Source organism: Halomonas kalidii, assembly GCF_030010475.1.
GTDB lineage: Bacteria > Pseudomonadota > Gammaproteobacteria > Pseudomonadales > Halomonadaceae > Halomonas > Halomonas heilongjiangensis.
Genome location: NZ_JASCQN010000032.1, coordinates 40960 through 52827 on the forward strand (window position 1 = coordinate 40960; position 11868 = coordinate 52827).

Sequence of the window (11868 nt, forward strand, 5' to 3'; positions counted from 1 at the left end):
GTCAGCACGCTGGCATCTTGTCAGTGATTATCCAGGTGGGGCTCGTGGCTGGTGGAGATCCTGCATTGCGCACGTGCCTTCGGCTCGCAGGCACGTGCGAGCAGATGAACCAGGATGATGGACGCACAGACCGGCACGGCTATCGCTACCCAGGACATCGGAAACCCGAGCGTGTCTGCGCTGAGCCGTGCCTGGCGTGCAATGAAGCCGCGTGTCGTAGCCATCCCCGGGCCGAACAGGCTGAAATAGACCACCGGCACCAGGAAAACGAGCACTGCCGTGCCGCGCACGAGCGCTGCGAGCTGCATCCAGAGCCCCCCCTTGCCGCGAAAGGGGGCCTGAAAGAGCGCCGGGTCGGCTTTCGACTTGAAGGAGAGAGTGGCGCCGAGAAGTCCACTCCAGACCATCATGTAGCGGGCCATTTCCTCCGTCCAGGACGGTGGGGCGCTGAAGGCATAGCGCGCCATGACCTGAATTGCCACGAACACCAGCATTGCCGTCAGACACAGTACCGCAAGGCGCCGGGTCAGCCAGTCCAGCCGATCACTGAGAATGACAATGGAACGGTACATATCCGGTGCACCCTGTCATGAGTATGGTGATTGCCCAGCCTCGAGCACCTTGCGATTCGGCTTCGAACCTCGGCAATGCAGGTCGCGTATTCCGAAGGATCAACGGGTACGTTCGGCGAGCCCGGACCAGATTTCCACCTGTTCCGGTGCCAGGGCCGTGTCATGGTAGACCGACTGTGACAATTCGCGGAATCTCTCTCTCGCGGTATCCGGCAGTACCGTCACCGCCACGCCGGCGGCTTCGAGCTCTGCCAGCGCCTTTGGCGTGATGTCCTCCAGCCAGGCGCGATTGGCCCGGTTGGCGACGTCGACGGCCTCGTCGATCCTTTGTCTCTCGTCATCGCTCAGTCCCCGGTACCAGTCATCCGACACGAGGACGGCACGCAATGCATTCATGACATTGGCATCGGTGAAATAGCGGACGATGTCCGTCTGGCCGAACATGATGGGTACGAGTGGCGTATTGATGTAGCCGTCGACGATGCCTGTCTGCAACGCAGCGGGCACTTCTCCCCACGAGACGATTGTCCCGTTGGATCCCCAGGCCCTGTAGAGGGCGATCTGAGCATCATCGAGGGCCCGCATCCGCAGATCGGCCATGTCGTCAGGTGCGGTAACGGCCTTCTGTGTCGTGATGATGCCCGAAGGCGGCCCGAGCGGTACTATCGCCAGTAGTCGAACGCTGGCGTGTGCGATGTCGTCATTGATCCGTGACAGGACATCGCCTTCGGCCAGGGCTCGGTCCATATGGGCCACGTCATCAAACAGATAGGGTAATCGTACCCCGAAGATGAATGGATCGATGCGCGCAACCGAGTTCACATCCGATAGCGATACTTCCAGCAGGCCCATCGCTATCTGGTCGAGTTTTTCCGCTTCACCACCAAGGGCGTCGCGTGGCAGCTCGCGGGCGCTCATGCCACGCTCGTTGAGCGCCTCGGTAAAGTGGTGCGCCCAGACGTAGGAGCCCGACTTCTCGAGGTCCGGTGGGCTGTCGAGGGCAACCTTGATCTCATTGCTCAAGGCTACAGTGGGTAACGCAAGCAGGGCACTGGCCAAGGCAAGCTTTTTCAACAGTCTCATGGCGTGTCTCCTTTGTGGTTATTATCGTCAATCTACGTTGAAGCCAAATATTCGCGGCAGTGTCAGGCTGATCTCGGGAAAGAATGCGATGATCGACAGGGTGACGATCTGTACGGCGATGAACGGCAGGGTCGCCAGGGCGAGTCGCCAGTAGTTCAGCTTCGCGATCGCCGCCACCACGATGAGGCACTTGCCGAGCGGTGGCGTTATCAACCCGATGCAGAGGTTGAAACACACCACGATGCCCAGGTGTACCGGGCTGATGCCCTGTAGCAGTGCAGTGGGTGCGAGTAGCGGGACGAGCAGGGTGAGCGCCACGGGCGTGTCCATGAACATCCCGGCGATCAGCAGAACGGCGATCAGTAGAATGAGGTAGCGGGTGCCGGTGAGTCCCGCTGAATCCACCCATCCCGCCAGCAATTGCGGCCAACCGAGCAGCCCCGCCAGATAGCTCAGTACCGCGATCGCGCACAGAATGATGAAGATTGCTCCCGTCAAGCGGGCCGTTGCCTCGGCGGCCGCATAGAAGAGCTTCGGCGTCATTCCGCCCAGGAGCCTGCCGACCAGGATGGCCGCCACGACTGCCAGTGCGGCGCCCTCGGTCGGGGTCGTCAGGCCGAAGACGATACTGCCGAGGATGATGACGGGTATGGCCAGGGCCGGGGCGGCCCTCAGGAAGCTGGCTCGGAGAGGCGGGATAGCGATGGCACTGCCGCCAGGATGGTCCTGTCGCCGTGCAAGCCAGCCATTCATGCTGAACAGCATGCCGGCCAGCAGCAGGCCGGGAAGAATGCCGGCCACGAAAAGCGCTGCAACCGAGGTGCCGGTCAATCCGCCATAGATGATCATGATGATGCTGGGAGGGATGATCGGTCCGATCATGGCAGAGGCGGCAGTGATGGCTCCGGCATAATAGGGCGAATAACCGCGTTCTCGCATGGCAGGGATCAAGGTGTTCGATACCGCTGCCGCGTCGGCCACGGCGGAGCCCGATATGCCGGAAAAGAACAGGCTGGTCATGATGTTGACGTGCCCCAGCCCGCCCTTGAGGCGTCCCAGCAGGGCCATCGCGAAGTCGATCAAGGCTCGCGTTACCCCGGCCCGGTTCATCAGCTCTCCGGTGAGGATGAACAGCGGCATGGCCATGAAGGCGAAGACATCCAGCTGGGAGAAGATGCGCTGGGGAACGATGGCCAGGTACTGCGGGTAGCCTGCCGCAATGAAGGCGAGGATCGCGGTGGCGCCCATCAGGTAGGCGAACGCCGTGCCGGTGGCGAGGAATACCAGAAAGGCTGCAATAACGTACGCCATGGCTGACTCCTAGACCGGGACAGATGCCGACGACGCGGAATGACCGTCGCTCGAGCCCGGGGGGGCCGTGACGATGGACTTCAATTCCGGTGTGGGGTTGGAAAGCCTGGTAAGGTCCGGTTTCGGTCGACATGCCGTCGGTATCGATTCGAAGGCTTGCTCGATGGCATGAGCGGCTTGCAGCAATTGGGCGTCGCCCCTGAACTTGCCGATCACCTGGATGCCGAATGGCATGCCGGCATGGTCAACGCCGCACGGCATCGACAGGACCGGGTTGTTGGCCAGCGTGACGACATAGGTGAGGGCCAGCCAGCGATAGTACGGCGAGAGCATCATGCCGTCGATACGGTCGGCATAGGGCTGCTGCCAGCCGAAGGGAGTGACAGGCGACACCGGGGCAAGCACCACATCCACGTCGGCAATGGTCTGCTGGAAGCTTCGAAAAAGCCGTGTCTGTTCGGCATGGGCCCAAGCCCGGTTGGCCAGGGTCATGGATGAGCCGATCTCATAGTTGGCTCTGACGTCGGGAGCGAGAAGCGCCGGGTTTCTCGTGTAGTCGTCATGGAAGGCGGCAACGAAACTCTCGGCGCGAATGACGTCGAAGCAACGATCAGCCTCGCTCAAGTCGAAATCGAGCGGTCGACAGTCACCGAACAGTGGCGCAATCGCTTCGATGCGCTGGCGGAATACCTTGCGGATGTCGCTGTCGACGGCGCACACGCCGAAGTCCTCGGTATAGCCAACTCGCAATGCCCCCAGGTCTGGCGGAACGGAAGTATCGAAGATAGCGGGATCGTTCTTTCCGGAGAGCGGGTCGCGTGAGTCACAGCCGATCATGGCACGAAGCAGTAGGCAGAGATCACCCACGTTCCGGGCCATGGGTCCGAGCAGTGATATCGATGACCAGCCCAGTGGGCGGGTCGCGTGTGGCACCAGGTCCGGAGAGGGGCGAAAGCCCACGACGCCGCACAGTGCGGCCGGGATGCGTAGCGATCCACCGGTATCGGACCCGGTGCACAGGGGGAGCATGTCGAGCGCGAGGGCTGCGGCCGATCCCCCCGATGACCCGCCGGCATTCAACATGGGATTGAAGGGATTTCCGGTGGCCCCCCACACCGGGTTTCTGGTATTGCCGCCGGCTCCCATCTCCGGCACATTGGTCTTGCCGACCACGATTGCACCGGCGCGACGCAGTGATGCCACCAGGGGATGGTCGGCAGTGGGAACGTGGTCCCGAAAACGCGGAGAGCCATAGGTCGTGAGAAGGTCCTTCGTTTCCTGAAGGTCCTTGATCCCGATGGGCAGGCCGTGCAGCGGCCCGACGGGGTCGCCGCGGCGCAGTTGATGCTCTGCCTCGCGTGCTTCTGCGCGGGCTCGTTCATAGCAGGTGGCGGTAATGGCATTGACTGCCGGGTTCAGTCGTCCGATCCGTGCCATGCAGGATGACAGGATCTCGACTGGTGAAATCTCTCCCCGCTTCATCAGAGACGACAGTTCGTTGGCTGAAGTAGTCGTCAGGGCACTCTCTGCGAACATGAATCACGCCTCAACCGAGTAAAGGGTCTTATGATTGTCATCTCTCGAGAGTACGCAGCGGGCCGGAGGCGAACCAATGAAATCTTCCGGTCATCACATTACCAAAAGGTAATACCATGAGATGCTAAGTCGTTCGTCGGTGTTACAGGGGAGCGAAGCGTGCTTGGCGACTGGCCTGCTCCAGACACTCGCGAAACAGCGTGGATGTCGCATTGGGCGAATCCTTCTTCCAGTAACAGCGGGCCTCCGAGAGTACGCCTTCCATCTGTAGCGGCAGGATGGTCAGGTCTCCCTTGCCTGCATGGTGCCGCGCGAGCCATTGGGGCATGAGACTGATGAAGGGAGAGATTCGCATGAGCTCGATATTGAGCGGGAGTGACGTGGATTCGACATGACCGAGTGGAAATGCGAGCCCCGACCTGGCAAGGAAGGCATCGATGCCCTGTCGTGCCAGCGATCCCGCGGCCGGACTGATCCATGGCCAGGCGACCGCATCCTTCCAGACGATATCCTGTCGTCCCGCCAGTGGATGCTGCACGCCGGCCACCAGCAGAATGGGTTCGCGCAGAAGGGAGGTCTGCTCGATCCCCTCACGGAAGACGGGTTCCCATACCCGGGCGATCAGCAAGTCCAACCCGCCGCTTTCCAGCATCGGCAACAGCTGATTGAAATGTCCCTCCACGACCGAGACGACTGCCGGCGGTGCGGTGATCTTTAATAGTCGTATCGCTTCCGGCAGCAGGGTCGGGGCAAGCGAGGTGACGACGCCGACCACGACGCGGCCGCCGAGTCCTCGATGCAGGGCATCGACATCGAACTCGGCCCGCTCGATCTGCTGTACGATCTCTCTTGCGTGTGTGGCCAGCCTTTCCCCGATGGGGGTCAAGACGATGCGGTTGCCCTGTCGTTGCACGATGGGGGTATTCAGGGACCGCTCGATTTCACCGATCTGCTTGGAAATCGCGGGCTGAGTGACGTTCAACTCCTGCGCCACGCGGCTGACCTGTCCCATCTCGGCCAGCATGGCGATCGTGCGCAGGTGCCTGAGTTTCAAGACGTGCTTGAAGAATCGCTTGATGTCCTGGTTGGTTTCCGGCATCTCGGTGTTCTCGATAGGGGAGTCGCTGTTGGCCCCACTTTGCTAGTTGAAGCCGGCGAGGACCAGCCCTCGGGAGGCGACGTCGAAGTGTTTCTCGAGAGCGGAGCGAGCCGCACCGGGGTCACGTGCCGCGATCGCTTCTGCGATCGCCTCGTGCAGGGCCATGACCTCCTCGCGTGCGGTCTCCGAGGTGCGATAGCGCCAAACGATGGCGTTGGTGTCGCGCATGGACGTGGTCAGGGCCGATACCAGTACCGGAAATAGCGGGTTTCGCGTCGCCTGTGCCATCGCTATGTGAAACGCGATGTCGGATTCGGTCATCTCCTCGACCTTGTCGCGTGCCTGGCGCATCCGTTCGACCAGGGCGAAGAGTTCACGCGCCTCGGCCTCGCTGCGTCGCACCGCCGCCAACTCCACGGTACGTAGCTCGATGGCACGTCGCGCGTCCAGCAACTGCTGGGGATTGAGCTGCTCGGTGCGCAGGGCATGCGACAGGGTCAAGGCGATGGCCGTGTCGTCGAACGCCGCCACGCGCGTCCGGCGGCCGGCGCTCGTCTCGAGAACACGCATGGCGGCCAGTGACTTGAATGCCTCACGCACCACGGTCCGGCTGACGCCGAGCGCCTCGATGAAGTAGGCCTCGCTCGGCAGCAGATCGTCCGCCCTCAGCCCCTGCCGATGAATGTGGTCAAGAATGCTGCGCATCGCTTTATCCACCATCGTCTCGGGTGCTGCGCCCTCGCTGCCATGCTTCACGGTCATTCGCAATCCTCTGCCTATGGTCTTGCCGGGCGTGTCTGCGATTCATGATGCCATGCCAGTGGGCTCCCGTCTGGTTGCACCCCCTTAATATCTGGCATATGTTGACCAAAACCTGTCATATAGGTTGTCGAGATCCGTGCGGCATGGCCGGGCGAATGATTCAAGGAGATGAACACCAATGAAGCCCGTGATTGAAGCGCTGATCGATGCCTTGGGCGAACAGGCCGTGGTGCACGGGGCGCGGGTCGCGCAGCGCGCCACGAGCTACTGGGACGCGTCCCCCACCCGGGCACTCGCGGTCGTCAAGCCGCGTGCCACCGACGAGGTCAGCGCGGCGCTCGAGATTTGCCATCGCTACGACCAGCCCGTCGTCACCCAGGGCGGCCTGACGGGGTGCGTGCAAGGCGCGGTTGCCTCGAACGAGGAAGTCATCTTGTCACTGGAGCGCATGAACGCCATCGAATCCATTGATCCGATCGGAGGCAGTGCGACGGTCCAGGCCGGCGTCACCTTGCAGGCCCTGCAGGAGTCGGCTCGCGAACACGACTGCCTGTTTGCGCTGGACCTGGGAGCACGCGGCAGCTGCACCATTGGTGGCAACGTGGCGACCAACGCCGGAGGCATCAGCGTGATGCGCTATGGCATGATGCGAAGCCAGGTCCTTGGCCTGGAGGCGGTGCTGGCCGACGGCACGGTGTTGTCGAGCATGGACGAGGTGCTGAAGAACAATGCGGGCTACGATCTCAAGCACTTGATGATCGGTACCGAAGGCACGCTCGGGATCGTGACCCGGGCGGTATTGCGCCTGCACCCGTTACCGAGAAGTTGCAACACAGCCCTTGCCGCCCTGACGTCCTTCGAGGCGGTGTCGCGTCTGCTGACACAGATGCAGAGAGATCTGGCAGGCACGCTGAGCGCTTACGAGGTGATGTGGAACAGCTACTATCGTGCGGCTACCGAACCGGGAGGGCACCCGCCGCTGTTGGACCGGGAGTATCCGTTCTATGTCCTGCTGCAGGCAGAAGGTGCCGACCATGAGCGTGACGCGGCTCTCTTCGAACGTCTGCTCGAGGGGGCGCTGGAAACCGGCGTGATCGTCGATGCGGTGATCCCGAAGTCCGAGGCCGAGCGTCGTGCCCTGTGGGATGTGCGCGAGAATTTCGAGGCCATGCTCGCGGGACGAACGACCTTTCTCTACGACGTGAGCCTGCCTATTCGGGAGATGGCCAGCTACGCGGAAGCCGTCAGGCAGCGGATCGTTGCTCGCTGGCCCGCCGCACGTTGCATCCAGTTTGGCCATATCGCCGACGGCAACCTGCACCTGTTCATCCAGCCCGAGAGCGAGGATGCCGATCACCTGGCAAGCGACGAGGCGGTGTACACTCCCTTGCTCGAGGTGGGAGGCTCGGTATCGGCCGAGCATGGTATCGGGGTCGAGAAGAAGGCCTGGCTTGCCCGGAGCCGAAGCGATACCGAGGTCAAGCTCATGCGTACCCTCAAGCGTGCCTGGGACCCCAAGAATCTGCTCAACCCCGGGCGGGTGTTTTCGCTGTAGCGCCCGGTATCAATCGCCCCCGAGCCACAGGCAGTCGACCCTGTCTCCCGGCTCGATCCGCGTTTCGGCGGGCACCACCGCCAGGGCGTCGGCGCCGACGCAGGAGGAGAGCACCGCGGAGTTCTGGTCGCGGAACGCTCTCGCCACGATCCCTTGCTCGCCGAATGCCAGTGCCACGCGCATATAGTGGCGCCGTGGGCCGGTGGTGGTCGCGAAGTCGGCCCGGGCGGCGAGGCGGGGCAGGGCGTCCAGCGCGGGGCAGGCCAGCAGTGCACCCATCAAGGGGCGCAGGAACAGCCAGGCGCCGACGAACCCCGACACGGGGTTGCCGGGCAGGCCGACGAAGTGGGCCTCGCGGCCGTCCGGCCGGGGCAGTCGCCCCAGCGCCAGGGGCTTGCCCGGACGGATGGCCAGGCGCCAGAGGTCGAGCCGGCCCAGGGTCTGCAAGGCGTCCTTGACGTGATCCTCCTCGCCGACGCTGACCCCACCGGTGGTGATCACCACCTCGGCACGTTCGGCGGCCTGGCGCAGCATGTCGAGCGTCGCCTCGCGGCTGTCGGGCACCGAGGCGGCCCACACCACCTCGGCGCCGAAGCGCTCGAGCAGGCGCTTGAGCATCGGCCGGTTGGAGTTGTAGAGCTGCCCCGGGGCCAGCGGCCGTCCGGGGTCGACGATTTCGTCACCGGTGGAGAGCAGCGCCACCCGGGGGCGGCGCCGCACCATGACCTCGGTGATGCCCTGGCCGGCGAGATGGCCGAGCGCGGCGGCCTCGAGCCGCTCGCCGGCGGGCAGCAGCGAGGCGCCGGCCCGCACGTCGCGCCCGCGACGGCGGACATTGTCGCCGGCGGGCAGCCCCTCGGGCATGCGGGCCCGATCAGCGTCCACCTCGACCCGCTCCTGCATCACCACGCAGTCGGCCCCCGGGGGGAGCTCGCCGCCGGTGAAGATCCGCGCACAGCTGCCCGGGGCCAGCGGTACGGCCGGGGTGCCGGCGGCGATGCGCTGACTCACCGGCAGCCATTGCCCGGCATCGCGGTGATTCAGGGCGTAGCCATCCATGGCGCTGTTGTCGAAGCCGGGAACATCCAGGCGGGCGATGACCGCCTCGGCCAGCACCCGCCCCGCGGCCGACTCGACAGCGAGCTCCTCGGCCGCCGTGGCCACGACTCCGTCGAGCAGGGCCGCCAGCGCCGCCTCTACGGGCTTGAGTTCAGCCATGCTGGCCTCGCTCGGGAATGACCAGGTTGGCCTGAACGTGTGGAGAGTTACAGGGCTTGTGACGGCTGTCGGTGCTCTCAAACATGCTGGCCTCGCTCGGGAATGACCAGGTTGGCGAAGTTACAGGGTTTATGGCGGCTGTCGAGCTGCTCGGCGAGGATGCCGTCCCAGGCGGTGCGGCAGGCGCCGGTGGAGCCGGGCAGGCAGAACACCACGGTGGCATTGGCCAGCCCGCCGAGGCAGCGGCTCTGAATGGTGGAGCTGCCGATCTCCTGCCAGCTGAGGTGGCGGAAGAGCTCGCCGAAGCCCTCGATCTGCTTGTCGAGCAGCACCGAGACCGCTTCCGGCGTGGAATCGCGGCCGGTGAAGCCGGTCCCCCCGGTGGTCAGGATCACCTGGACCTCGGGATCGGCGATCCAGCCCGCCACCACGGCCCGGATGCGGTAGACGTCGTCGATGACGATCTGCTTGTCGGCGAGCCGATGGCCGGCGCCGGTGAGGCGCTCGACCAGGGCCTGGCCGCTGCGGTCGGTCTCGTCGGTGCGGGTGTCGGAGATGGTCAGCACCGCTATCCGCAGCGGAATCATCGGGTCGCTCATCTTATTTCTCACCCTCGTTCGACGCCTGCGCCTTCTTGCGTGCCTGCCGCTCCTCGAAGGCCGCGAGCTGCTCCGGCGTGGCATCCTGCTGGTACTTCGCCTTCCACTCGACATAGGGCATGCCGTAGACGTAGTCGCGGGCGGCGTCATAGTCGAGCTCGGCACCGCGCTCCTCGGCGGCGGCCACCAGCCACTTCGAGAGGCAGTTGCGGCAGAAGTCGGCCAGGATCATCAGCTCGATGTTCTGTACGTCCTTGTTGTCGTCGAGGTGCTTGAGCAGGCGACGGAAGGCCGCCGCCTCGAGCTCGGTGCGGGTGTTGTCGTCGAGATGCTGCATGGCGTGTCTCCCTGCATCCTGGTGGTGTTCGCGAATGCTGCCAGCATAACAAAAGACACCGCCCGAGGGCGGTGTCGAAGCGTGGCGATGAAGGCGGTGGATCATCCCGAGCGGGGCGTCGGTTCCTCGCTGCCGCCGGAGGGCTGGCCACCGGCGGCGAGCCGTTCCTCGGGAATCGCCTGGTCCTTGACCTCCTCGTACCACAGGTTGTGGTGGTCCCTGGCCCAGGTCTCGTCGACATAGCCGGTGGCCATGCCCTCGAACGAGCCCTCCGAGCCGATGGTGCCGATGTAGATATGGCCCAGTGCCACGGCGGTCAGCCCCAGCGCGCCCACGGCGTGGATGATGTTGGCCCACTGCATGGTGTCGCGGCCCTGGCCGTAGTTGGGGAAGTCGAGCACGAAACCGCTGGCGATCACCACGATGCCCACCGTGGCCAGCAGCCAGAACCAGACCTTCTCGCCGGCGTTGGCGAAGCCGGCATCGACATGTGCCTTGCCGACCATGCCGCCGCCCTTCTTGAACCACGCCAGATCGTGCCTCTTCGGCCAGTTGTGTTTCAGCACCCGGGCCAGCAGCACGATCAACAGGATGCCGAACAGCGGCCCCAGATAGTTGTGGATCAGCTTGGTGCCGGACATCATCGCCGCCCAGAAGCCGTCACCGAACAGGGGGCGGAAGACGAACTTGCCGTAGAGCAGGTTGAGCCCGGTCAGCGCCAGGACGATGAACAGGGTCGCCACCGTCCAGTGGATCGCGCGGACGACCAGCGGCCAGCGCAGCAGCTTGCGCCCGGTGCGCGGCTCACTGAGGTCCTTGCGGCCGACGATCAGGTAGAACAGCGCGATCACCACGAGCATGCCGCCGATCGCGATCAGGCCGAAGGGCGAGATCCAGCGGTTGCGCCACTGCCGCCAGGTCTCGCCGCTGGCGTTGACCAGGTTGTAGATGGAGTCGGCCCGGCTGTCGCGGAAGTTGGGCCCGGTCTCGCCGCTGCGTACCTGGCGCCAGGTATCCGGCGAGACGCCGGCGGCGGCGGTGGCCGCCTCGCGGTCCGGGTCGGCCTGGGCCAGCGCCGGCTGGGTGACGCCCAGGCCGACCAGCAGTACCAGGGTCAGGGCCACCATTCGCCAGAGCCCCGCCCATGCAGTGGAAACGAACATGCTGCCTCCTTACCCCTGGCGGGTGGCGTCATAGGCGAGGTTGTCGGCGTCGGCGCGGGGGTTGCCCGACCAGGCGCCGTCCGCGTGTCCGCGCTGGACCACCCGCTGGCGGAAGATGTCGGCCACCGTCTGGGCATCGCCGGCGAGCAGTGCCTTGGTGGAGCACATCTCGGCGCACAGCGGCAGCTTGCCCTCACTGATGCGATTGGCGCCGTACTTCTGGTACTCCTCCTCCTTGGAGTCGGCCGGGCCGCCGGCGCAGAAGGTGCACTTGTCCATCTTGCCGCGCTCGCCGAAGGCGTTCTGCTGCGGGAACTGCGGGGCGCCGAAGGGGCAGGCGTAGAGACAGTAGCCGCAGCCGATGCACAGGTCCTTGTCGTGCAGCACGATGCCGTCATCGCGCTGATACAGCGTCTCGGTAGGACAGACGGCGATGCAGGGTGCATCGTCGCAGTGCATGCAGGCCACCGAGATCGACACCTCGGTGGGTTCGCCATCGTCGAGGGTGACCACCCGGCGGCGCTGGATGCCCCATTCGACGTCGTTGGCATTCTTGCAGGCGGTGACGCAGCCGTTGCACTCGATGCAGCGTTCGGCGTCGCACATGAACTTCATAGTGGCCATGTTGTTCTC

12 protein-coding genes are annotated in these 11868 nt (G+C 64.5%); 1 reads left to right on the plus strand and 11 read right to left on the minus strand.

The features are described from left to right. Nucleotides 1-20: 20 nt before the first annotated feature. The 6 genes from QLQ85_RS08595 to QLQ85_RS08620 all read right to left on the minus strand — a co-directional run bounded on the left by QLQ85_RS08595 (nucleotide 21) and on the right by QLQ85_RS08620 (nucleotide 6363). Complete coding sequence (locus tag QLQ85_RS08595; protein ID WP_282738610.1) at nucleotides 21-572, minus strand: TRAP transporter small permease; 552 nt, start codon at nucleotides 570-572, stop codon at nucleotides 21-23. Between the two features lie 99 nt (nucleotides 573-671). Further along, complete coding sequence (locus QLQ85_RS08600; RefSeq protein ID WP_282738611.1) at nucleotides 672-1655, minus strand: TRAP transporter substrate-binding protein; 984 nt, start codon at nucleotides 1653-1655, stop codon at nucleotides 672-674. 27 nt (nucleotides 1656-1682) lie between these two features. Then, nucleotides 1683-2966 carry a TRAP transporter large permease gene (locus QLQ85_RS08605; protein WP_282738612.1) on the minus strand — a complete coding sequence of 428 codons (1284 nt, stop codon included), beginning with the start codon at nucleotides 2964-2966 and terminating at the stop codon, nucleotides 1683-1685. A 9-nt stretch (nucleotides 2967-2975) separates the two neighbouring features. Continuing rightward, a complete protein-coding gene (locus tag QLQ85_RS08610) occupies nucleotides 2976-4502 on the minus strand; it encodes an amidase (RefSeq protein WP_282738613.1) in 1527 nt (508 codons plus the stop codon). Nucleotides 4503-4644: 142 nt separating this feature from the next. Beyond that, nucleotides 4645-5601: a LysR family transcriptional regulator gene (locus QLQ85_RS08615; protein ID WP_282738614.1), complete on the minus strand. Its 957-nt coding sequence runs from the start codon at nucleotides 5599-5601 to the stop codon at nucleotides 4645-4647. Between the two features lie 42 nt (nucleotides 5602-5643). Next, on the minus strand, nucleotides 5644-6363 hold the full coding sequence (locus QLQ85_RS08620) for a FadR/GntR family transcriptional regulator (RefSeq protein ID WP_282738615.1): 720 nt from the start codon (nucleotides 6361-6363) through the stop codon (nucleotides 5644-5646). A 178-nt stretch (nucleotides 6364-6541) separates the two neighbouring features. Between QLQ85_RS08620 and QLQ85_RS08625 the strand changes: the two genes are divergently transcribed. Next, the gene (locus QLQ85_RS08625) at nucleotides 6542-7918 is read left to right on the plus strand and encodes an FAD-binding oxidoreductase (RefSeq protein WP_282738616.1); all 1377 of its coding nucleotides are present in this window, start codon (nucleotides 6542-6544) and stop codon (nucleotides 7916-7918) included. Between the two features lie 9 nt (nucleotides 7919-7927). Here the strand turns inward: QLQ85_RS08625 and QLQ85_RS08630 are convergent, their stop codons facing one another. From QLQ85_RS08630 to fdh3B, 5 genes are all read right to left on the minus strand, one after another. Further along, nucleotides 7928-9136 (minus strand): molybdopterin molybdotransferase MoeA, encoded by a 1209-nt coding sequence (locus tag QLQ85_RS08630; RefSeq protein ID WP_282738617.1) that lies wholly within the window; start codon nucleotides 9134-9136, stop codon nucleotides 7928-7930. 77 nt (nucleotides 9137-9213) lie between these two features. After that, the gene (gene moaB / locus QLQ85_RS08635; protein WP_282738618.1) at nucleotides 9214-9735 is read right to left on the minus strand and encodes a molybdenum cofactor biosynthesis protein B; all 522 of its coding nucleotides are present in this window, start codon (nucleotides 9733-9735) and stop codon (nucleotides 9214-9216) included. 1 nt (nucleotide 9736) lies between these two features. Further along, on the minus strand, nucleotides 9737-10072 hold the full coding sequence (locus QLQ85_RS08640) for a DUF1244 domain-containing protein (RefSeq protein ID WP_282738620.1): 336 nt from the start codon (nucleotides 10070-10072) through the stop codon (nucleotides 9737-9739). Between the two features lie 101 nt (nucleotides 10073-10173). Beyond that, nucleotides 10174-11235 (minus strand): formate dehydrogenase subunit gamma, encoded by a 1062-nt coding sequence (locus QLQ85_RS08645; RefSeq protein WP_282738621.1) that lies wholly within the window; start codon nucleotides 11233-11235, stop codon nucleotides 10174-10176. A 9-nt stretch (nucleotides 11236-11244) separates the two neighbouring features. Then, nucleotides 11245-11859, minus strand: a complete 615-nt coding sequence (gene fdh3B / locus QLQ85_RS08650) for a formate dehydrogenase FDH3 subunit beta (protein ID WP_282738622.1) — start codon at nucleotides 11857-11859, stop codon at nucleotides 11245-11247. Between the last annotated feature and the right edge of the window lie 9 nt (nucleotides 11860-11868).